The organism is Thermoclostridium caenicola, from assembly GCF_900142095.1.
GTDB classification, from domain to species: Bacteria; Bacillota; Clostridia; order DSM-8532; family DSM-8532; genus Thermoclostridium_A; species Thermoclostridium_A caenicola.
On the sequence record NZ_FQZP01000034.1, the window covers coordinates 1 to 22,850 of the forward strand.

15 protein-coding genes, 2 tRNA genes, 1 other RNA gene and 1 pseudogene are annotated in these 22,850 nt (G+C 53.3%); 7 read left to right on the plus strand and 12 right to left on the minus strand.

The genetic code is table 11. From position 1 onward, the window contains the following. Positions 1-697: 697 nt before the first annotated feature. Positions 698-2,014, plus strand: coding sequence for a nucleotidyltransferase (locus F3H12_RS09085; protein WP_188118466.1), 1,317 nt, complete (start codon positions 698-700; stop codon positions 2,012-2,014). Between the two features lie 79 nt (positions 2,015-2,093). Here the strand turns inward: F3H12_RS09085 and pheT are convergent, their stop codons facing one another. The 3 genes from pheT to F3H12_RS09100 all read right to left on the minus strand — a co-directional run bounded on the left by pheT (position 2,094) and on the right by F3H12_RS09100 (position 6,819). Further along, positions 2,094-4,478: a phenylalanine--tRNA ligase subunit beta gene (gene pheT / locus F3H12_RS09090; protein WP_479694073.1), complete on the minus strand. Its 2,385-nt coding sequence runs from the start codon at positions 4,476-4,478 to the stop codon at positions 2,094-2,096. A 59-nt stretch (positions 4,479-4,537) separates the two neighbouring features. Further along, positions 4,538-5,557, minus strand: coding sequence for a phenylalanine--tRNA ligase subunit alpha (gene pheS / locus F3H12_RS09095; protein WP_149679030.1), 1,020 nt, complete (start codon positions 5,555-5,557; stop codon positions 4,538-4,540). 449 nt (positions 5,558-6,006) lie between these two features. Next, complete coding sequence (locus F3H12_RS09100) at positions 6,007-6,819, minus strand: alpha/beta hydrolase (RefSeq protein WP_149679031.1); 813 nt, start codon at positions 6,817-6,819, stop codon at positions 6,007-6,009. Positions 6,820-7,031: 212 nt separating this feature from the next. Here F3H12_RS09100 and F3H12_RS09105 point away from each other — a divergent pair, with 212 nt between their 5' ends. Then, positions 7,032-8,480, plus strand: a complete 1,449-nt coding sequence (locus tag F3H12_RS09105) for a polysaccharide deacetylase family protein (protein WP_149679032.1) — start codon at positions 7,032-7,034, stop codon at positions 8,478-8,480. A 96-nt stretch (positions 8,481-8,576) separates the two neighbouring features. Here the strand turns inward: F3H12_RS09105 and rnpB are convergent. The 6 genes from rnpB to tyrS form a co-directional block, all read right to left on the minus strand. Next, positions 8,577-8,965: RNase P RNA component class A (gene rnpB / locus F3H12_RS09110), an RNA gene on the minus strand. Between the two features lie 50 nt (positions 8,966-9,015). Beyond that, entirely contained in the window at positions 9,016-9,816 is an 801-nt protein-coding gene (locus F3H12_RS09115) for a Nif3-like dinuclear metal center hexameric protein (RefSeq protein ID WP_149679033.1), read from the minus strand. Between the two features lie 203 nt (positions 9,817-10,019). Beyond that, positions 10,020-10,724, minus strand: coding sequence for a tRNA (adenine(22)-N(1))-methyltransferase (locus F3H12_RS09120; protein WP_188118467.1), 705 nt, complete (start codon positions 10,722-10,724; stop codon positions 10,020-10,022). A gap of 95 nt (positions 10,725-10,819) precedes the next feature. Beyond that, positions 10,820-10,896 (minus strand) — tRNA-Ile (locus tag F3H12_RS09125). Between the two features lie 3 nt (positions 10,897-10,899). Beyond that, positions 10,900-10,975 (minus strand) — tRNA-Asn (locus F3H12_RS09130). 186 nt (positions 10,976-11,161) lie between these two features. Beyond that, positions 11,162-12,400: a tyrosine--tRNA ligase gene (gene tyrS / locus F3H12_RS09135; RefSeq protein ID WP_149679035.1), complete on the minus strand. Its 1,239-nt coding sequence runs from the start codon at positions 12,398-12,400 to the stop codon at positions 11,162-11,164. Between the two features lie 353 nt (positions 12,401-12,753). On the opposite strand from tyrS, the gene F3H12_RS09140 reads away from it, so the two are divergent. Beyond that, positions 12,754-15,390: a transglycosylase domain-containing protein gene (locus tag F3H12_RS09140; RefSeq protein WP_149679036.1), complete on the plus strand. Its 2,637-nt coding sequence runs from the start codon at positions 12,754-12,756 to the stop codon at positions 15,388-15,390. A 49-nt stretch (positions 15,391-15,439) separates the two neighbouring features. On the opposite strand, the gene F3H12_RS09145 is transcribed toward F3H12_RS09140, so the two are convergent. Both F3H12_RS09145 and F3H12_RS09150 read right to left on the minus strand, forming a co-directional pair. After that, positions 15,440-16,618, minus strand: coding sequence for a THUMP domain-containing class I SAM-dependent RNA methyltransferase (locus F3H12_RS09145; RefSeq protein ID WP_149679037.1), 1,179 nt, complete (start codon positions 16,616-16,618; stop codon positions 15,440-15,442). A 72-nt stretch (positions 16,619-16,690) separates the two neighbouring features. Then, positions 16,691-18,340 (minus strand): nucleoside kinase, encoded by a 1,650-nt coding sequence (locus F3H12_RS09150; RefSeq protein ID WP_149679038.1) that lies wholly within the window; start codon positions 18,338-18,340, stop codon positions 16,691-16,693. 207 nt (positions 18,341-18,547) lie between these two features. On the opposite strand from F3H12_RS09150, the gene F3H12_RS13350 reads away from it, so the two are divergent. The 4 genes and pseudogenes from F3H12_RS13350 to F3H12_RS09170 all read left to right on the plus strand — a co-directional run bounded on the left by F3H12_RS13350 (position 18,548) and on the right by F3H12_RS09170 (position 21,261). After that, the gene (locus tag F3H12_RS13350) at positions 18,548-18,748 is read left to right on the plus strand and encodes a spore coat associated protein CotJA (protein ID WP_207706824.1); all 201 of its coding nucleotides are present in this window, start codon (positions 18,548-18,550) and stop codon (positions 18,746-18,748) included. An 18-nt stretch (positions 18,749-18,766) separates the two neighbouring features. Continuing rightward, positions 18,767-19,081 carry a spore coat protein CotJB gene (locus F3H12_RS09160; protein ID WP_149679039.1) on the plus strand — a complete coding sequence of 105 codons (315 nt, stop codon included), beginning with the start codon at positions 18,767-18,769 and terminating at the stop codon, positions 19,079-19,081. Beyond that, positions 19,044-19,613 (plus strand): annotated as a pseudogene (locus F3H12_RS09165) (manganese catalase family protein); the annotation flags it as partial. The gene F3H12_RS09160 and the pseudogene F3H12_RS09165, both read left to right, overlap by 38 nt. A gap of 418 nt (positions 19,614-20,031) precedes the next feature. Then, the gene (locus F3H12_RS09170; RefSeq protein ID WP_149679041.1) at positions 20,032-21,261 is read left to right on the plus strand and encodes a class I SAM-dependent rRNA methyltransferase; all 1,230 of its coding nucleotides are present in this window, start codon (positions 20,032-20,034) and stop codon (positions 21,259-21,261) included. A gap of 105 nt (positions 21,262-21,366) precedes the next feature. Here F3H12_RS09170 and F3H12_RS09175 read toward each other — a convergent pair whose 3' ends face one another. After that, the gene (locus tag F3H12_RS09175) at positions 21,367-22,809 is read right to left on the minus strand and encodes an alanine/glycine:cation symporter family protein (RefSeq protein WP_149679042.1); all 1,443 of its coding nucleotides are present in this window, start codon (positions 22,807-22,809) and stop codon (positions 21,367-21,369) included. Positions 22,810-22,850: the final 41 nt, after the last annotated feature.

Here is a 22,850-nt window from a genome sequence, read left to right on the forward strand (position 1 = left end):
CTCCTTTGCTAATGTTTTTCTTTGGTTATTAAACATTTTACAATGGATTACCATGAGTTTTCTATATATTACGGCATTTTATTTTACAACTTCCCTTCAGGCCTGCCGGACGTTTCAACGGGAAATATTCATGTTTGGATGACAAGCCATTCCGTATTTTATTATATGCCGCATTGCCCCGCGTTATTCCTTCGTCCTGTGAAGGAACGGCAGGATACGGCGCAGCGATCACCATATGATCACGGAGGCTGTAAAAACGACGAGGATTGCTTCGTCATTTCGCTTCTCGCAATGGCATGTGAGAGATTGCCAACAGGGATCATCCCGGGATGTCGTTGCGAGCGGAGCGTCAGCGCATCGCGGCAATCTCTAAATCCCGCATGACATACCCGAAGGTGTGCAAGCATCGCATAAGCGGTGCATGGAAATCTCCGGAAGCCCGTAAAGCCCGGCCGCTGTGCTGCACGGCTGTAAAACAGCAGCTGTTCGAATGGGGGGCGGCTGAACTCGCTGCGCTCAGACAGCAGCCGCCCTTATCCCATTCTCACAGGCTGTTTTAGCGCCTTATCGCAATGCGGCCTTAACCTTTACGGGCTCCCTCCGCCGCCGCGTAGGTTAAAAGCCTTCATGTTGTACGGGAAAACGGGGCTGTGATAAAATGGGGCGTAAAGGCAGCCATAAACACAAGGAGGAACCCATGTCGGTTCTGGGCATTGTAGCCGAATACAACCCCCTTCATTCCGGTCATGCATGGCATATCCGAAAATCATTGGAACTGACGGGCGCCGCCGCATCGGTCTGCGTGCTCAGCAGCCAGTTTGTACAGCGGGGCGAACCGGGTATTGTCAGCAAGCATGCCCGTGCGCGCATGGCGCTTCTGAACGGCATCGACCTGGTGATAGAATTGCCCGGTGCCTTCTCCTGCGCTTCGGCCGAGTATTTCGCTTCGGCCGCCGTCCGGCTGCTGGACAGTCTGGGGGTGGTGGATTGCATCAGCTTCGGCAGTGAAGCGGGCTCGCTCGATTTGCTTCAAAAAGCAGCGAACTTTCTGGCTGATGAAAGCCCTGAATTCAAGGAGGCCCTTCGCAAAAACCTCGGCGACGGTCTGTCATTCCCCGCCGCAAGGCAGGCCGCGCTCCGGAGTTGCCTGGATGATCAGACCTTTCAGGTGGCTTCCAGCCCCAACAACATCCTCGGCATCGAATACCTGAAAGCCATCAGGCGCTTCAACAGCAGGATCAAACCGGTAACCATCCCCAGGATCGGCCAGGGTTACAATGAGAAAACCCTTGGCTCCAGCTTTTCCAGCGCCACCGCCATACGCAGCTGCATCCGGGCACGTTGGCCCGCACCTGACAAGGAACCTGCCTGTGCAGGCTTCTGCGGAAAGAAAGCCCTGCAGGATGCCGATTTGGACTCATTCTGTGCGGCCTTTCCCGATTTGACGGGCAACATGCCGGAAGGCAGCCTGGGGATACTGGCGGATGAATTCCGGGCAGGGCGCGGCCCGGTATTCCCCGAAGATTTCGAAAAAATCCTGCTTTACAGGCTGAGAACGGCCACTGTTCAGGAACTGAAGGCCCTTCCCTACATGGAAGAAGGCCTCCATAACCGCCTGCGCCAGGCCTCCCTCGATTGCACCACGCTGGATGAGGTCCTGGACTACTGCACCACCAGCCGGTATCCCCGATCCAGAATCAGCCGGATACTGTGCGCCCTCCTTCTGGGCATGACCGATTCCTTCCTGGCCGAGCTGAAAGAAAATGGCTATGCCCAGTACATCCGGGTTCTCGGCTTCAACGAAAAAGGCCGAAAACTTCTGGCTGCCGCCAGAAAAAAGGCAACCCTTCCCATCCTCACAAAACCCGCAAGCTACAGGAAGCTGGCAAGCCCGCTGGCCAGAAAAATGTTTGAACACGAGATCCGGATAACCGACGTTTACTGCCTGGCATTCAAAAAGCCGGAGCTTAACAGGGGCGGCCAGGAACTGACCACACCGCCCGTTATGGTATGATGTTGATTCGGTTGAAAAAACCATCCCGGCGTGATGCCGGGATGGTTTTTTATACTCAGTCTTGAATCAAACCTGCCGTTTATCTCAGTTTAGCACCAAATTGATGCTCAAGGCTCTTAAGGATTCTGTCCATGGCCGCATTGACTTCCTCATCCTTCAGGGTTCTCTCGGGAGATCTGAAGGTTAAGGCAAAGGCCGTACTCTTCATGCCGGCAGGCACCTGGCTGCCCTTGTATACGTCAAACAGCGACACGTCCTCCAGGATATCGCCGGCCGCCTTGCGGATGGCCCTGAGCAGATCAGCCACATAGACCTCATCCTTGACCACGACGGCGATGTCGCGGGGTACTGCCGGATACTTGGGAAGTGGTTTGAACTTCCTGTCCGGAGTGGAAGCCTCGATGAGGGCCGCCACTTCAAAGGTTGCAGCATAGGTCCTTTCGGGGCATTCGGTCTTCTCGGCCACTTCCGGATGAATCTCGCCCAAAACGCCCGCCTTCCGGAAGGTGCCATCAGCATTCTTAAGCATCAGGCTGGCCGTACGGCCGGGATGGAAGATCGGATCCTCCCGCTCGGGCCTGAACTCGAAGTCCGATATACCCATGGCGGCCAAAAGTTCTTCCACAATCCCTTTCAGCTCCAAGAAATCGCAGTCCTCCCCATACATGCCCAGGGTCAGCACCGATTTCTGCTCCGGCAGTTCCTGCCCTTCCACAGGATGATAGACAAAGGCCAGCTCAAACAATCGGGCCGTTTCTATCTTCCTGCTGTAGTTGGTGGCCAGAACCCTCAGCATATCCGGCAGCATGGTGGTACGCATGATGCTGTAGTCCTCTCCCAGGGGATTGGAGATGACCACGGCCTTTCTCAGCGGATGGTCCGCCGGAAGATTAATGCTGTCGAACACGCGCGGACTGGTGAAGGAGAAGGTATAGGCTTCATTCAGCCCGCAGGCGCACATGGTGTTGCGGATCACATCCTCCATGCGCTGCTTGTAGCTCTTCTTCCCGCGCATGGCTTCCTTGCCGGAAAGGAGACTCGGCTTAATGTTGTTGTAATCATAGAAACGGGCGATCTCTTCGGCCAGATCCGCCGCAGATTCAATATCGGAACGGAAGGACGGAATCTTCATCATCATGGTATTGGTGTCCACTTCAAACTCCAGGGCCCTGAAGATCTCCACCATCTTCTCCACGGGGATATCGGTTCCCAGAAGACCGTTGATGCGATCCACATCCAGCCTGATGGTATCCTGCCGCTTCGGAACCTTGTTGCAGTCCACAATGCCCCGGACCACCCTGCCGGCGCCCAGAAGCTCTATCAACTCGGCACAGCGGTCGAGGGCCTTGATGGTGTTCTCCGGATCCAGTCCCTTTTCAAACCTGAGGGAAGCCTCGCTGCGGATCCCCAGCTTCTTGCTGGTCAGGCGGATGGACGTACCGTTGAAATTGGCCGACTCAAGGAGGATCATGCGGGTATCTTCGGTGATCTCGGAATTCTCGCCACCCATAACGCCTGCCACACCCACGGGCCGCTCAGCGTCCGCAATGACCAGCATGCTCGGATCCAGCTTCCTTTCCTGGCCATCGAGGGTTTTCAGGACTTCGCCCTCCCTGGCGGTGCGCACAATGATTTTGGAACCGGTGATCTTGGAGAAATCAAAGGCATGCATGGGCTGGCCCAGTTCCAGCATGACGTAGTTGGTGATATCCACGATATTGTTGATGGGCCGCATGCCCGCTGCTGCAAGCCTGTGCTGCATCCAGTACGGCGATGGGCCGACCTTGACGTCGGTCACAATCCTGGCGGAATAGCGGGGACACAGCTCGGGATTCTCAATCTCAATGGTAACATGATCGCTGGCGTTGCCACCGGCTTCTTCCCTCACACGGATCTCGGGCTTCTTCAGCGGAACGCCCAGGGTCACGGCAGATTCCCTGGCCAATCCGTATATCGAGAGGCAGTCGGGCCTGTTGGAAGTGATTTCAAAGTCGATCACCTTATCCAGGTGCAGCGCTTCCTTCACATCGGTGCCAGGCTTGACCTCCTCGTTGAAGATATATACACCGTTTTCGGGAGCATCCGGCAGGTAATCCCTGGTCAGGTTCAGTTCCTCCATGGAGCACATCATGCCGTAGGATTCAACCCCCCGAAGTTTGGAAACCTTGATCTCGCCTCCCGGAAGCTTTGCCCCCACCAGGGCTACGGGTATCAGGTCACCGGCTTTCACGTTGGGTGCCCCGGTGACGATTTGGAGCATCTCGCTCCCCACATCCACCTTGCAGATCTTCAGCCGATCCGCGTTGGGATGAGCCTCCATCTCCAGGATCCTGCCCACAACCACCTTGTCGATGCCTTCACCCATATCTTCAACGCCCTCAACCTTGGAGCCCGACATGGTCATGGCATGGACATATTCCCTGATCCCGACATTTATATCCACAAAATCTTTCAACCAATTCAATGGCGCCTTCATCACTCATCATCCTTTCCCAGATTATCTGTCCTGCGCGATATTACGTGTTAAAACTGTCTCAGGAACCGGATATCGTTCTCAAACAGCAAGCGCATGTCGTCGATGCCGAATTTGCCCATGGCGATTCGGTCAATCCCAAGGCCAAAGGCAAAGCCGCTGTAGACATCCGGATCAATTCCGCCTGCGCGCAGCACGTTGGGATGCACCATACCGGCTCCCAATATCTCGATCCAGCCTTCGCCCTTGCAGATCCTGCAGCCGGTGCCGCCGCATCCCCAGCAGGAAACGTCCACTTCAGCGCTGGGCTCGGTAAAGTTGAAGTGATGAGGCCTCAGCCTTATCCTGGTATTCTCCCCGAAAACCCCCTTGGCAAAGACCTGGAGGGTTCCTACCAGGTCGCCCATGGTGACGCCCTTGTCTACCACCAGGCCTTCCACCTGATGGAAGATGGGTGAGTGGGTGGCATCCACCGCATCGGAACGGTAGACGCGGCCCGGACAGATGATGCGGATGGGCGGCTTATGGTCCTTCATGTACCTGGCCTGGACAGGGGACGTATGGGTTCTGAGCAGGACGTCTTCCGTGATGTAGAAGGTGTCCTGGGTGTCCCTGGCCGGATGGTTTCTGGGCATATTCAGGGCCTCAAAATTGAAATAATCCAGCTCGACTTCGGGGCCTTCGGCAATCTCATAACCCATGCCCAGAAAAATCTCCTTGATCTCATCCAGCACCAGGGTGATGGGATGCTTTTTGCCCAGTTTTCTTGCCCTGCCGGGCATGGTCACGTCCAGGGTTTCCTGCCGGATCTTTTCCTCCCTTGCGGCCTTGATCAGCCGTTCCTTGGCCGCGGCAATCCCGGCTTCCAGGGCATTTCTCACCTCGTTGGCAAGCTGCCCGATGACAGGCCGCTCTTCCGGCGAAAGGCTGCCCATCCCCTTGAGGATACTGGTCAGTTCTCCCTTCTTGCCCAGATAGGCTACGCGGAAATCCTCCAGTTCACGGAGTTCCTGAATGGTTTCAAGCTTTTCAAGCGCTTTTTTCTGAATGGATTCCAATTGTTGTTTCAAAACCAACACCCCAATTGCTTATATTTTTCTTGTCAGAATCAGCTCTTTATATCCGGGTGCCATATGCCCCCGAAAAAAATAAACTTCGTCCATAGGACGAAGTTGATTCGCGGTACCACCTATGTTCACCCCGGCCCCATGCCCTTCAAAACCAAAAGGCATCGGCCTGAGTGCACTCTGCGCGGTTAACGGACGCTTCCGGCCGCTCCTACTTATCCGTGAGGGACGTTCAGGCGGCAGCTCCGGAGCGAACTCGCTTTTCATGCTCCATCTTGATGCTCTCAGCCACCGGCATCAATTCTCTGTTGATGAAGCGGGTGAAAAGCGGGGAAAAACCCTTCTCCTTCATTGCTTTTAGGCATTATTAAGTATTATACCGCAAAAGGCATTTTTGTAAAGTTCGTACCAAGGAAATGGACGCCATTACTGCAGCGTCATGTCACCTTTCCTCAGAATACTTTCAATTCAAGGCTTTTCTGGGGCTCTTTCCCCAGCATCCATGTCAGTATCCGCTTCAGGTTTGAATCCCAGTAACTCCATTCATGGGCACCGGGGCCTTCTTCATAGGTCAGATCCAGGCCGTACTTCATGGCAGCGGCCCTGAACCGGAGATTGACGCCATAAACAAAATCACCGGTCCCGCAGCACATGTAGAGCCTGGGCAGTTTCTCGCCGGACATGCTCTTTATCTTTACAAGCCTGATGAGATTGTAGTCGCTCTTTATGTATTCCAGTTTGGAGCCGAATATCTGTTTGGCCATCTTCTGATAGCCTTCCTCCGGGAAACTGAACCCCGGCGTCAGATCCAGGGTGCCTGAAAGGCTCGCCGCCGCTTCATACTGTTCCGGGTTCCGAAGGGCGATCATAAAGGCCCCGTAGCCTCCCATGGACAAACCGGCGATAAAGTTGTCTTCCCGGGCTGATGAGATGGGCAGCATGGTTCGGACGATATGGGGAACCTCGTAGGAGATATAGGTATAATAATTCGGCCCGTATTTCATGTCCGCATAAAAGCTGCGTCCGGCATTGGGCATGACCACAGCGATGCCGTATTCCAGGGCATAACGTTCAATGGAGGTATGGCGGAGCCAGACTGAATGATCATCGGACAACCCATGAAGCAGGTACAAAACCGGAAATCCTCTTTCCCTGATCTGCTTCTGTTTTTCTCCCTCATAGAGCCCGATCTGTGGCAGGATCACATTCAGGGTGTGTTCCATCTGAATGATTTCAGACTTGAAATTTATCTGCAACAAAGCCATCTGATCACCTGTCCGTATCCGGCCCCGAATAATCCCCCAATGATCATTATACACGAAACTTTCGGCATGCACACCATAAATTATGCAAATGTCTCAGATTATGCTGAACCAAGCAGGATATACCCGACATCTGTTGAAGGATGCTGTGTTATAATGTATTTAGCGGCATCTTACGCAGATTTGACGCTGTCTGCAGCAAGGCGGGATTTGGCATGGTAAAAGGTCTGAAAGCAATAACCATCATCGCAACCGTGGCGATCGTTCTCTGTTTGCTCCTGTATCGCCCGTATGACATGCCCTATACCGAAAAGATGATCGGCGCTGCAACTGCCGACCCTCTGCATGATGTTCTGCCTTCGGTTCCGCCATCCCCCACGCCTGACCCGTCAGTGCTGCAGCAATCCGCCGCGTATTTTGAAGAAGGGGTCCGGCTATTGGGCCTGAAGCAATACGAGCAGGCAAAAAACTGCTTCCTGAAGGTCAGCGAGCAGGATACCCGGCATTACGACAAGGCCAGGGAACTTCTGGCCGAATGCCTGGCGGCTATAAAGGAAATCCGGCTGGATGCAGCCCGTGCGTCCTTTGAAAAGGCCCATTACCGGGAATGCCTGTTCATCCTTGAAGAAGGGCTGCTGGATCTTCCCGGCGATCCGGATTTGACGAACCTGGCCGGCCAGGCGCAGCAGAAGCTGGATAATCCGGTATTGTACGAGGGTCCTGTTTACCATATTTTCTTCCACAGCCTGATCGTCTATCCCGAGCTTTGCTTCACGGGAGACGCCATGTCGGACGGATACAATAAATGGATGACTACGGTCAGGGAGTTCAAGATCATCCTGGACCAGTTGTATGACCGCGGCTACGTTCTGATCGATATCATGGACATGTTTACCTGGGATAATACGGGTAAAGTCATCCGAAAGGATCTTTACCTGCCGGAGGGAACCAGGCCGCTCCTCCTCTCGGTGGACAATGTCAGTTATGAGGCATATCGTTCGGAGGACGGCTTTGCCACACGCCTGGTCCTGGACGACAACCAGGAGGTGGCCACCCTGGTAAAAACCCCGGAAGGAAAGGAAATCATCACCCGTGACGGGGATGTGATGCCCATCCTGGACGATTTTGTGAAGAAGCATCCGGATTTCTCTCCTGCAAATGCCAAGGGAATCATCGCCCTCAACGGTTATGAGGGCATATTGGGCTACCGTACCAACCGGAACAATCCCCATTGGGAACAGGAAAAGTCGAAAGTGCTGCCCATTGTGGAAGCCCTCAAATCAAACGGATGGCGCATCGCCAATCACAGCTGGTCCCATTCCCGCATCTTTTCGGACAAGCGCATAACCCTGGAAGAACTCATCAGCGATACGGAGAAATGGGAGGAAGAAGTGGCTTCCATAACCGGAACCACCCCCATCTATATCACGCCCTTCGGTATTGAACTCCCGCCCGACGATCCAAGGATGCGCTACCTGGTCTCCCGGGGATACCATATCTTCTGCAGCGTAGGAAACCGCGCCTATTATCACATCTTCGGGGACTATGTCATGATGGAGCGTATCAATATTGACGGATACAAGATGAACTATTCCCGCAAAGCCCTGGAACCGCTCATTGACATTGATGCGGTCTACGATCCGGCAAGGCCGCCCATGCAGTAAACCGGCTCCAGACATTGCGGATTTACTTCCTGAAAGGAACCTTTCGCTTCCGCATGCAATAAAGCCGCAGGCTATACGCCTGCGGCTTCCGTATTTGAGATGAGTAGGTCTGTAAGCCGGGTTCTGTCGAGAATGATCATCTATCCAGGCCATGTATTGCTACATGGCTCCAGCCACCTCTGAGGAACAGGCGGGCCACCTATCGCTCCTCGTCACGGTGTTGCTCCAGGTGGGGTTTGCAGAGCGCCCTTCGTTGCCGTCGGGCCGGTGAGCTCTTACCTCGCCTTTCCACCCTTGCTGAGGAGAAAGCGCTTGCCGGTTCCGGCAGGAACCATCCACACTTTTCATCCCCAGCGGTTTATTTCTGTTGCACTTTCCTTGAAGTCGCCTTCACCGGGTATTACCCGGCACCCTGCCCTGCGGAGCCCGGACTTTCCTCGTGCGCGGCCTTTCGGCACTGCGCCCGCGACCATTCAACCTACTCATCATCACGTACATTATAATGGACTTGTAATTATATAATATACCTGGTTCATCAGTCAATGGAAGAAACCGCCTTGAAAATGTCCGAACCCTCCCACTCAAGCACTTCCAGTTCCGGGAATGACTCCCTCAGCATTTGGGAAAAACCCCTGACGAAGATGATCTCGCTCTGGTAGTGGCCGGCATCAAGGGTATAGATATTCCGGTAGTTGAGCACCAGCGCATCATGATACTTCAGATCGCCTGTCAGCAGCACGTCGGGCTTTATGCGCAGCAAATCATCCATGAACTCATGACCAAAAGAGCCATTGAGGACAGCCACCCTGGAGACCTGTTCCGGCCGCCTGCCCACCTCTCTCATGGTTTTCATCCCCAGCTTGCTGCCGAGAAGCCCCAGGAAATCCTTATAGGCCAGCGGGGACCTGTAGGAACCCCATCTGCCGATGCCGTGCCCGGCGTCCGGAATCCTTCCGGGGCTGAGCACATGAATTTCATCCAGCTCCAGTTCGCGACAAATCAGGTCCCCCATGCCGCCCCGGGCTGAATCAAAATTGGTATGGGCACTGTATACCGCAATCCCATGGGTGATGGCAGCGTACAGGATCGCACCCTCGGGCGTATTGGGGCTGAAAGTCTTAAGCGGCCTGAATACGCAGGGGTGATGCGAAATGACCAGACTGGCGCCTTTTTCCCGGGCATATGCCAGCACCGCCTCATCCACATCCAGGCAAACCACGGCTTTATTCACCATCTGATCTTCGCTGCCGATGATGAGCCCGCTGTTGTCATAGCTTTCCTGCAAATGAAGGGGTGCGATCCCCTCGATCCAGTCCATGATTTCCTTCAGTCTCATACCATCACCTCATCGTTCAAGTTCCTCAAATACAGTATACCATGCCGCAAAAAGCACAACACCGCATGGTTAGACCATCACTGCGGTCATTTTATGGCTGTTTCGCCGCTCCTTCAAAGTTCCATCGGCCTGTGCCATAAGCCGATAAAGCCAGGGCGGCCTTGCCAAAAGCTTCCTGAAAACAGATACGGGAATAACGGCGGCTATTTGCCGAACAGGCTGCCATAGAGGCGTTCCATGTCCTTAAGCAGATTTTCTTCCTGTTCCAGGTTGGGGGCAGGACAGGCAGCTTTTTTCAAGCCATCAACGATTTTTCTCTGCCGCCGCATCCGGTCGCATAGCCATGCTTTCAGCAGCGGATCCCTTTTGCGTATGAGCCCTTCGCCGACAGTCGCATAAACCGGGTCTTTCCTGGCCCTTGCGCTTGCCTTCGCGTCATGGCAGACTGCCAGCACCTGGTACAGCTTGCTTCCCTCCTGAATCAGCGCTTCATCCACCACCGCAAATCCGTGCTGCCAGAGGAAGGGCCTGACCACTTCCTGGGCATGCATGGGCTGCAGAATGATTCTCTTTGCCTTTTTGACCTGTTCGATCCGGGCTTCCAGAAGTTCGGTTATCAGCACGCCGCCCATTCCCGCCAGAACAATCACGTCGGTCTCATCCTCGGAAATGGGCTCCAGGCCGTTCCCCAGCCGGAGTTCCATGGCATCCTGAAGGTTGTAGGCGTCCAGGGTCCTTCTTGCCCGCTCAAGGGGGCCTTCCCGGATATCGGTAGCAATCGCGCAGCGGCAGCGTTTGTTGAGCAGGGCAAAAGCCGGCACCAGGGCATGATCAGTCCCAATGTCGCAGAGCGTATCACATGGGGGTATCATGTCATAGATCAGCCTGAGCCGCCCTTTCAATTCCATATGTTTTCCTCCTTCCTGCGCCATTGCACACCGTCCGGCATTCCTGTTTCAAAAGCTACAAAAAAAGGATGACTTGCCTGTCATCCTTTCCTCCGTGGTGGGCCTTCAGGGACTCGAACCCCGGACCAACCGGTTATGAGCCGGTAGCTCTAACCAACTGAGCTAAAGGCCCGAATGGCTCCTCAAGTAGGACTCGAACCTACGACCCTGCGGTTAACAGCCGCATGCTCTACCGACTGAGCTATTGAGGAACGTTATCCCGCTTAACGGGCAAAATCTATTATACTTAAGAAATCATATGCCGGTCAAGTGGTTGCACAAATTTTTGCCCCCCATATTCTGGCTGCCAGGCTCGGCCGAAAGGAGAGCCCATACGAAAGCCCGGAAAGCCAATCCAGCCCTCCGGGCTTTTGTCTTTTATCATTTGAAAGGTATCGCTATTCTGCCACGATCTTGTGGTAAGATTTCTTGCCCTTGCGGATGATCATTCCCGAATCCTCCAGATCGGATTCGCTGACCATCCTGTCGATGCTGTCCACGCGTTCGTTGTTCAGGTAGAGTCCACCCTGCTGAATCAGCCGTCTGCCCTCTCCCTTTGAAGGCGTCAGGCCTGTGCGGACCAGCAGATCCAGAATGTTGATTCCCTCTTTTAAAACGCTCCTTTCGATAGTCGCAGTGGGCATGTCGTCCGAAGCCACACCCTTGGAGAAGATGGCCTCAGCCGCCTTGTGGACCTTATCGGCCTCCTCCCTGCCGTGTACCAGCGCGGTGACCTCATAGGCCAGGATCTTTTTGGCTTCGTTAATCCGGGCGTCCTTCCATGTCTCCATCTCGTTGATCTGCTCCAGGGGCAGGAATGTCAAGAGTTTCAGGCACCTGATGACATCGGCATCCTGGACATTCCGCCAATACTGGTAGAAATCATAGGGACTGGTCTTCTGCGGATCGAGCCATACGGCCCCCTTCTCCGTTTTCCCCATCTTCTTTCCGTCGCTGGTGGTCAGAAGCTGGAAGGTCATCCCGTAGACCTCCTTGCCTTCCACGCGCCGGATCAGATCGATGCCGCCCAGGATGTTGGACCACTGGTCATCGCCGCCAAGCTGCATGATGCAGTTGTAATCCTTGTAGAGCTTCAAAAAGTCATAGCTCTGCATCAGCATGTAGTTGAACTCAATAAAGGACAGGCCTCTTTCCATCCTGCTCTTGAAGCACTCGGCGGCCAGCATCCGGTTCACCGTGAAATGAACGCCGATTTCCCGCAGGAAACTGATATAGTTCAGGTTCAGAAGCCAGTCCGCGTTGTCCACCATGATGGCTCGGCCATTGCTGAAATCCACCAGATTCCTCATCTGTTCCTTGAAGCGGTTGCCGTTGTGCTGAATCTCTTCCCGGGTCATCATACGCCTCATGTCGGTCTTCCCGGTCGGATCGCCCACCATGGCCGTACCGCCGCCTATGACGGCGATGGGCCTGTGGCCTGCCTTCTGCATATGGGACATGACGATGAGCTGCAGCAGATGGCCGACATGGAGGCTGTCCGCAGTCGGATCAAATCCTATATAAAAGGTGACACTCTCGCTTCCCAGCAACTCCCTGATCTTTTCCTGGTTTGTGGTCTGCGCAATAAAGCCGCGCTCCATAAGGGTATCAAAAACATTGACCTTTGCGTTGTCCATGTCTTATCTTCCTTTCATAACCTGCGTTTGTTGCTGTATTGCCCGCCCGTCGCATCGGCAGAACCGGGCCGAAATGCCCAGGCAGGTTTCAAGGCTGCCTGGGCAGCCAGACTTTATTAAGGATTCTACCAAACTGCAAGAAAAAAAGGAAGCCCCCCGCCAGGCATTCGAAACCTTTCCCGGGCGCTGAAAATCCACCGGCCTGTCGTCAATGACATGTAATGGAAGCCAAAAGAGTATTACGGCCCTATGTTTTGTGCTATAATATTGTAGATAATCAGGAATAATCTCATATACCGGCTGACAGGATGAACGATGCCCAAAACTTGCTTCAGCAATCTGGAGGAATTTGAATGGACAGAAAAAACAGGCCCAGTCCCAAAGGCCTTAATAAGTCCGATGTACCCATCGGAAAAAATACCTATCAAAGCAAACCGAAGCGGACGCCGTTGTCCATCGCTCTGAAGATCATTCTGAGCGTGGTGATCGTCGCCTTCATGCTGATCATTATGGCCGGCAGCGCCCTGGGTGGTGTTCTGGCCGGCAGCATATACGGTCTGATTCGTACAACACCCGTTCTGGAGCCCAGCATCCTCAAGCCCACGGGCTTGAACTCGTTTGTCTATGACTCGGAAGGCAATATCATCGCTGAGCTGAAGCGGGAAGAAAACCGTGTCTGGATAGACTATGAGGATATCCCCAAGAAGCTCATCGATGCCTACATTGCCGTCGAGGACAAGCGTTTCATGGAGCATAACGGTATTGACCTGAAACGAATCGGCCGGGCTATCCTGACATATGTCATGCATTTTTTCAACTCGTCCGTTGAGATTGAAGGCGGCAGCACCATTACCCAGCAGCTTATCAAGAACCTGACCCAGAACCAGGAGATCACCATCAAGCGTAAGATCCAGGAACAGTGGCAGGCTATCCAGTTGGAAAAGGGGCTGACCAAGGAAGAGATCCTAACCTATTACCTGAACAACGTGCCCATGGGCGGCACCTTTAAAGGCATTGAAACAGCCGCGAAAGGCTATTTCGGCAAGGACGTGAGGGAACTGTCCCTGGCCGAGTGCGCCAGCCTTGCCGGCATCACCAACTGGCCCAGCAAGTACATGCCCATCAACGAAGACAATATCAAGGCCAATCTGGAAAGGACCAGAATGATTCTCGGGCTCATGCTGGAGCAGGGAAAGATCACACAGGCCGAATATGAAGAGGCCATGGCCGAAGAGATACAGTTCAAGTATAATCCTGAGGCAGGCAAGGTGATGCAGACCAGCAATCAGTCCTATTTTGTGGACGAGGCCATCAAGGCCGTCAAGAGCGAGCTCATGAAGAAATATCAATATAACGAGCAGGCTGCCCTGGACATCATCTACAACGGCGGTATCCACATTTACACCACGTTGCAGCCCAAGGTACAGGCGGCACTGGATGAGGTTTTCACCAATCCCGAATTCTTTGATTATGATAACCCGAGAACCGAGGAACTTCCTCAGGCGGCAATGACAATCATTGAACCAACCACCGGATATGTCCGGGGCCTTTACGGCGGCCGGGGCCAAAAGGAAGGGAGCGTTTTCAACAGGGCTACCCAGGCCGAGCGTTCCCCGGGTTCTTCCATCAAGCCCATACTGGTTTACGCTCCGGGTATCGAGACACGCAAGATTACGGCTGCAACGGTTGTGGACGATGTCCCGCAATACCTGAACAACAAAACGCCCGACAAGATATGGCCGAAGAACGTTGAGAATAAGAACTTCGGGCTTACGGCGGCCCGCGACGGTCTTTTCCGTTCAAGAAATGTTGTGGCAGCCCTGCTTCTGAAAGACTATGTGGGAATCGATACCGGCCTGGATTACCTGGCTCGGGTAGGTATCGACAGGAAGGAAGAGCAATACCTGTCCATTGCCATGGGCGGCTTCAACAGGGGCATGACGACCCTTCAGATGGCCAGCGCTTTCACGGTGTTTGCCAACAAGGGCGTGTATACCGAACCGATATTCTTTACAGAGGTCAAGGATGCCAACGGCAATGTCATCCTTTCCTCGATGCCCAAGAGACAGCAGGTTTATTCCGAGCAGACCGTGTTCATCATGAACAGCATGATGCAGGATGTTGTGACAAGGGGTACGGCTGCCCCCTATGGTATTGTGAAATACACCGAAACCTACACCGACACTAACGGCAAGGAAAAGGAGCGTACCGTGACAATCCCCTCTGCCGGTAAGACCGGAACGTCCGATGAAACCAAGGACAAATGGTTTGTCGGATTTACACCGTACTATGTGGGCGCCACCTGGTACGGTTACGACAAGGCGGTCACCCTGACATCCGCCGAGAACACCGCGGCACTGAAAATATGGAATGCGGTCATGACCAAGATTCATAAGGATATGAAGCTGGAACCGGCCGAGTTCTTTACGGAGACACCGCCCAACATCGTGACCAGGACGATCTGCATGGATTCCGGCAAAATCGCCACAGAGCTGTGCAAGGCCGATCCAAGGGGCTCCAGGGCCCGCACCGAATACTTTATCCAGGGCACCGAACCGGCCTACAGCGATGTCTGCACCACCCATGTGGCCGCAAGGGCCTGCAAGGACGCCAAGGATGCCCAGGGCCGCATGCTTCTGGCCACTGAGTACTGTCCGGCTGGTTCAGTCTTCGATCGGGTATACATCAAGCGTCCTGTGCAATACATGCCGCCGTTCCCCAACAGCCCCTATCCGGAGGACGTTGTCTACGAGCTGCCCGAAGGTGAGTACTGCACCATCCATGGCCCGCATTCGGTGCTGGTTCCGCCGGTGACCGAAGTGAATCCGCCCGCTCCCCCAACTCCCGGCAATGCATCGGGCATCCAGTACCCGGGAAACCCGGATAGCCTGATCCCTGACCATGAAATACCGGGAAATGCCCCTGATGACGAGGATTGGTTTTTACCGGAGAATCCCGGCGGAAGAGGAAAGGGCGGGAAAAGGAGATAACGGCTGAATCACACAGACTATTGAAAAAGCGGAGCGCAAGGCTCCGCTTTTATTCTTCCCCCTCAGGCCCGCCCGAGGCATCCGTTTTTTCACTCCGGGGCGGCTTGGGTCCGAAATACTGGTAGTAATAGCATAAAAGTCCGCCATTGAACAGTTTCCTGTTCTTGTCGGCCTTTTTGCCGAAAAACCGTTCAAACTGGGGATCCGCGTTGAGGATATAAAACGACCAGGTATCCAGCCGTCTGAACACCTCCCCCATGGTCCTGTAAAGGCGCGCATTCTCCTTCTTCTCGCCGATTCTCTCTCCATAGGGCGGATTGGTGACAATAAAGCCGTACTTATATTTCGAGGACAAATCGGCCACATCCCTGATCTGAAGATGGATGCTGTCCTGCACGCCGGCCTGGCGGGCATGATACTGGGCAATGCTGATAGCTTCGGGATTGATGTCATAACCCTGGATGATCCGCTCACCGTCCGGAGGCTTTATCAGGCTCCTGGCCTCGTCCAGCGCGCGGTACCAGACGGTCTTGGGTATGATGGGCCACGACTGGCTGTCAAAATCCCGTTCCAGGCCCGGCGCAATGTTGCGGGCCATCATGGCCGCTTCGATGGGGATGGTCCCCGAACCGCAGAAGGGATCAATCAGCGGCCTTCCGGGCGACCAGCGGCTGATCATGAGCAGGGCTGCCGCCAGGCTTTCCTTCATGGGCGCCGTATAGGCCAGGGTTCGGTAACCGCGCTTGTGCAGGCTGTCACCGCTGGTATCGATGGCCAGAGTCGCCACATCGTTGAGCAGGTTGAACTCTATCCTGTACCGTGGCCCGGTCTCCGGAAAGACCTCCAGACCATAGACCTTTTTCAGTCTCTCCACCACGGCCTTTTTAATGATGGCCTGGCAGTCGGATATGCTCATGAGGGTTGATTTGACGCAGTTCCCGGTTACAGGAAACTGGGCATCCTTGGGGAGCCACTCCTCCCAGGGAAGGGCCTTTGTTCCCTCAAAAAGCGCATCAAAGGTTCTGGCCTCGAATTTGCCGATAAAGACATAAACGCGTCCGGCACTGCGGAGCCAGATATTGGCGCGGCAAATGGCTTCGTAATTCCCTGTAAAAAAAATCCTGCCGTTGTCGGTATGGGTATCCTGGTAGCCCAGACGTTTCAGTTCCCGGGCTACCACGGATTCCACTCCGAACGCGGCTGTTGCGAATAACTTTAACTGCTGCATATTTCAACCTTTCTTGCTCGGCACACAACGATTCAAATGCTGATGATCTTATTATTTCAAAAAGCCATTCAGTTATTGAAAGCATGAGCCTCCCAAGAATTCCCGCAGGATGGAGTTGGGCGGGATATCGTCGGCGGGTATCTGCAGAAAATAGCTTAAAAATTCAATCAGGCGTCTGGCCTCCGAATACTGTGGCATATCCCGGGTAATGGCGTTGAGCAGCGGAAGGGCATAGCCCTTTAGGACCAGCAATTCATAAATGAGGGATGAATTGAACATTACATCGGCCTCCTGCTGGAACGGGAAGATGTTCCGCTCTTCCCCACGCCTTACGGCAGGCCACATGTCTATGGTCTCGGGCGCCGTGGTGCCCCTGAAAAGGTTATCCCGGACAATGCGCCTCAGCAGCCGCAGGTCGGTGGTGGGTATGCGGTTGTGCTGGTCTATCCGCATGGATGTGATAGCGCTGACATAGATCTTGAATTTGTCGGCATCATCAATATCGCTTGTCAGCCTGGGATTCAGCGCATGGATACCTTCAATGATTACAACGCAGCCATCTTCCAGCTTCATTCTCCGGCCGTTGAACTCCCGCTGACCCGTAACGAAGTTAAAGGTAGGCACATCGATCTCCTCGCCCTTCAGGAGCGCATTCATACTCTTATTGAAGAATTCCAGGTCAACCGTCTCCAATGCTTCATAATCGGGTTTTCCATCCTCGTCCAGAGGAGTCCGGGTCTTGTCTACAAAATAGTCATCCACCGATATGTTCAACGGTCTCAAACCGTTCACCCTGAGCTGTATGCCCAGACGTCTGGCAAAGGTTGTTTTCCCTGAGGATGACGGACCGGCAATCAGGATGATCCTTTTTTTCTGCTGGAGGATCATATCGGCGATTTGCGCGATCTTCTTCTCGTGGAGCGCTTCGGAGATCAGGATAAACTCATGTATCCTGCCCTTTTTGACCACTTCGTTCAGTCGGCCTACATCCTCAACGCCCAAGATCTTAATCCAGTTGGTATATTCGGTGAATACATCGAAAAGCTGCTTTGGCAGCGTGACGTCAGGAAGCCGTGTGGGGTTCTCCTTTTTCGGGACAATCAACACAATCCCGTCGTTCTCAGCCGCAAGTCCAAAGAGTTTCAAGTACCCGGTGCTGGGCACCATATAGCCGTAGAAGTAATCCTCTATGTCGTCAAAGGTGTACATGGAAACATAATCCTTTTCGCGGAACTCAAGGGCGCGGTAGCGATCCTCCCTGCCCTTGTTCAGGAAGATCCTGCGGGCTTCGTCAATGGGCACCACCCGCTTGACGAACCTGTGGTCCTGCTCGACCAGTTCCCGCATGCGTTTCTCCAGGCGCTCCACATCCTCAGGGGTAACCTTGTAATCCACAATTTCAAAGAACACGCCCCTTCTTACTGAATGTCTCACCTGGAGTTCCTTATCCGGAAAAAGATCATGGACAGCCTTAATCAGCAGGAACTTAAGGCTCCTCTGGTAGATGCGGATGCCGTCATCGCTGCTTAAGTCCACAGTGGTAATGTCCGATTCCTGTTCAATGGGAAAGGTCAGTTCCCGGATTTCATTATTGACCACTGCCGCAACAATCTGGGACCCCATCTTTCCTTTGAGATCCCGAACCAGTTCCTCAATCCTGGTTCCCCTGGCAACTTCCATCTCCCGGCCGTTCAATCGGATCCTGATTCCTTGGTTTGACATATCCCACTCTCCTCGTTACGCATTGACTTGGCCATGAACGGATTACGTCCGGATTACTCAACCTCTTCTTATTATATTACCCTTACAAGGCGCTGCCAGTCAAAACCATGGCTGATTATTTTTTCACAGGCCTGCCCCTTCTCCCTCACACATTATCCGGCCTGTACATAATATGAAGAAGGAACAAGCCCGGAGGTACCGGCAACAATGGAAAAACTTGAAATAGCCACTATCTATACCGGTAACAGCTGCACCGGTGAAGCCATTATCATTCCGGCCATGCCCGTCAATCCCGAATACGCAACGGCCTATGTCCGGTATCAAACCTATGGTAAAACCTTCACACCAGAGGAAGGCCTCAAGCAGGGCACCATCTTTCCGGAACTGATGGATTTCTGGGTCAACTGATAATGGAGGTGAACAGGTATGGATGGCAAGAATGAACTCCTGGAACAGATACGAGCAACAGATTTTGCCCTGATCGAGCTCAACCTGTTTCTGGATACACACCCGTCGGACGAAAATGCGCTGAAAGATTTCAGGATGCTTGCTGAAACCCGGGAAAAACTTTACAGGCAATTCACCCAGAAATATGGTCCGCTGAAAGCAGTTGACGGGGCCACAAGCGACTGCTGGCTCTGGATCAACGATCCATGGCCATGGGACCAGATGAAGTGGGAAGAACTGAAAGGAGGTATGGCAAATGTGGGTTTACGACAAGAAAACCGAGTATCCGATTAATATTAAGAAGCCTGACCCAAGAATGGCCAAACTGATTCTGACACAATACGGCGGTCCCAACGGCGAGTTGGCCGCATCCCTTCGTTACCTGAGCCAGCGTTACGCGATGCCGAACAAGGAATCCAAGGCAATACTGACAGACATCGGCACCGAAGAACTCGCCCACTTCGAAATGATCGGCACCATGATCTCCCAGCTTGTGAAGGACGTTCCTCCCAAGGAACTGGAAAGAATGGGGTTTGGCTCAATTTACGCCATCCATGGCAAAGGCGTCTACCCTTCCGATTCCAACGGTGTTCCGTTCACTGCCGCTTACATCGAATCCATGAGCGATCCCATCACAAACCTGAACGAAGACATGGCAGCCGAGCAAAAAGCCCGTTCCACTTATGAATTTTTGATCAACATGGCAGACGATCCCGACGTCATCGAACCCCTGCGTTTCCTGAGGGAACGTGAAGTGGTCCACTACCAGCGGTTCGGCGAAGCCCTCCGGATCGTTCAGGAAGCCATGCGCCGGAAGAAGATGTATTACAAGCCCAACAATCCGGCAGGGCTTGCTGTAAATCCCAATCCCGATATCAAGGATATAGTTGAAAAGTTGAACATGGCAAACCCGGTTAACCCCAATCCCGTCTCACCGCTGAACATACATAATATACCCGGGCCCATCCTGCCCGATACCAAACAGGACAACAAAAAGAAGCAATAAAAGCGTGCGGTAATTGAAGCAGACCTGAAAAAGGCCTGCTTTTTGTTTATTGTAGCAGACTGTCTTTTAAGTTTACTGATGACTTCCTGATATAGGCCTGTCTAAAGCTCGGACACTCATGGACTCCCCTGTTCCGGATTGACGAGGATATGTTACAATTGATAAAGCAAAAATAAAAACGAATCAACCATCAAACTGTTTTGAGAATCGTACAGGATACCGAAAGGCAGGCATTGCTTTGAAAGCAGAAAGAATCTATCCAAAAGCAATCATTACCGCCAAGGGAACGCGTTGGGTGGAAAACGGCCATCCCTGGATATACGAGGCAGAGATCAAGGAATTGTCATCGGAGCCGGAGAACGGCTCCCTGGTGGACGCGGTCAGCGAAAAAGGAAAATATCTCGGAACGGGTTTTTACAGCAAGCACAGCAAAATCCGCATCCGCCTGATATCCAGAAACGCCAACGACACCTTTGACGAAGCATTCTGGCGTCGGCGCATCCAGTATGCCTGGGACTTCCGCAGGACGGTGATGCGGGACGATCTTTCCTGCTGCCGCATCATATTCGGCGAGGCGGACGGATTCCCCGGGCTGACCATGGACCGATTCAACGATATTCTTGTCACGCAGACATTATCCATAGGCATGGAGCGCTTAAAGCCCGTGATCATCCCCGCAGCGGTTGAAATACTGCGCAATTCCGGAGAAAAAATCTCTGGCGTATATGAGCGCAACGATGTCTCCATTCGTCAGTTGGAAGGGCTGGAGGAATATAAAGGCTGGTATATGCCGGAAACCCTTGGAAAGCCCGAAAGTACCAGGACCCGGATTTGCGAAAACGGTATTTATTACGACGTGGATGTGGAAAACGGCCAGAAAACCGGGTTCTTTCTTGACCAGAAATACAACCGCCTTGCCGTGGCCCGTATTGCAAGGGATAAAAGGGTTTTGGACTGCTTCACCTATACGGGCTCCTTTGCCTTAAACGCTGCCGCCGGCGGCGCACTGTCGGTCACGGCGGTCGATGTGTCGGAATCCGCCATCCAAATGGCCAGGCATAACGCCATCATCAACAACCTGCAGGATCGGATCTCCTTCCAGACCGCGAATATTTTCGATTTGCTTCCGGAGCTTGAACGGCAGGCTAAAAAGCAATTCGATCTCATCATCCTGGATCCGCCGGCCTTTACGAAATCCAGAAAGACGGTATCCAGCGCAGAAAAAGGGTACAAGGAAATCAATTACCGGGCCATGAAGCTCCTCCTCAGGGGCGGTTATCTGGCCACGGCTTCCTGCAGCCATTTCATGTCCCACGAAAAATTCGAAAAGATGCTTCTTTCCGCCGCCTCGGATGCCAAGGTGGAACTCAAGCAGATAGAGGTCCGGCAGCAGAGCCCGGATCATCCCATCCTGTGGAATGTGCCTGAAACCGATTATCTGAAGTTCTACCTGTTCCAGGTGATTTGAGGCGCTCTTGCAGCGGATTTGGCAGGATTACTGTGCTGAAACTTGCCTGATTGATGCTGAAAACGCCGGCGGATACCGCCGGCGTTTCATAAGTCACCAAGTGAGTTATGCTGCTTCTTCCTTGTGCTTTTTATCCTTGAAATGCTCCCTGGTCAGCCTGATGACCACAGGGCTTAAGGCAAGCAGGGCAATCAGGTTCGGGATAGCCATGAAACCATTCAGCATATCGGCAATGTCCCAGACAAGCCCTATTTTCATCATGGCACCGATAACGACCACAATGACGAACACAATCTGATAAATGCGCCCGGCTTTTGTTCCGAACAGGTATTCAAAGCAGCGGGTACCATACAGTGACCAGGTAAGCAGCGTGGACAGGGCGAACAAGGTGATGCCAACGGCAATAATCAGGGCTCCCGTTTTGTCTCCAAGGACAGTACCAAATGCTGCAGAGATAAGAGGGGTTCCGCCTTCACCGCCCCAATCCGGGCTGACGCCTCCGCGGGCCGCGGATGTAAGCAGTACCAAAGCTGTCATGGAACAGAGGATGATGGTATCCATGAATACTTCGAATATGCCGTACAGACCTTGCATAACCGGATTCTTCTCGCTGGTAGCCGCATGGGCCATCGGGGAAGAACCAAGACCGGCCTCGTTGGAAAACACGCCGCGGGCAACGCCTTTCTGAATGATGGTCTTTGTTGTGATACCAACCGCACCGCCGAATGCGGCCTGAACCGAGAAAGCGTTTCCGAATATCCAACTGAAGGCTGTGCCGATATAGCGGCCGTTGCAAACCAGTACAACAATGGATGCGAGTATGTAGATAACCGCCATGACGGGAACCAGTTTTTCCGTGACTGAACCAATTCTTTTGATTCCGCCCAAAAGAACCAGAGCACAAATGGTAGCCATGATAATACCTATTATCAGACTGGTCAAAGGAATGGTCTGATTAAACAATTGAAAACTGACAGCCGAGGTATTACCGCCGAATGCATCAATCGCGTTGTTGACCGATGTGGCAATGGTGTTGACCTGCGCCATATTGCCTATGCCAAATGCTGCAAATGCGCCGAAAACGCAGAAGATGGAGCCCAGCCAGGCCCAGTTCTTACCAAGACCATTCTTTATATAGTACATCGGGCCGCCAACCCAGTCGCCCTGATCATTGCGCTCGCGATATTTAACGGCCAGGACCGCTTCGGAATATTTGGTAGCCATTCCAAACAAAGCGGAAAGCCACATCCAGAACACAGCACCAGGACCACCCGCAACAATGGCTCCCGTGACACCTGCAATGTTGCCGGTGCCGACAGTCGCTGCCAAAGCAGTCGTGACGGCCTGCCAGGGAGAAATCTCTCCATGACCAGCCTCGTGCTTCTTAAACATCTTGCCAACGGTGTTTTTCAAGACATAGCCGAAGTGTGAAAACTGTGGGAAGCGCATACGGACGCTGAGATAGACGCCTGTGCCTACCAGGAGGATCAGCATCACCGGTCCCCACGCAAAGTTGTCAAGCTTAGTGATGATTTCACTGAATGTCATGGTGCATCTCCTTTAATTACGCGCTTTGCGCGAATTTTAGC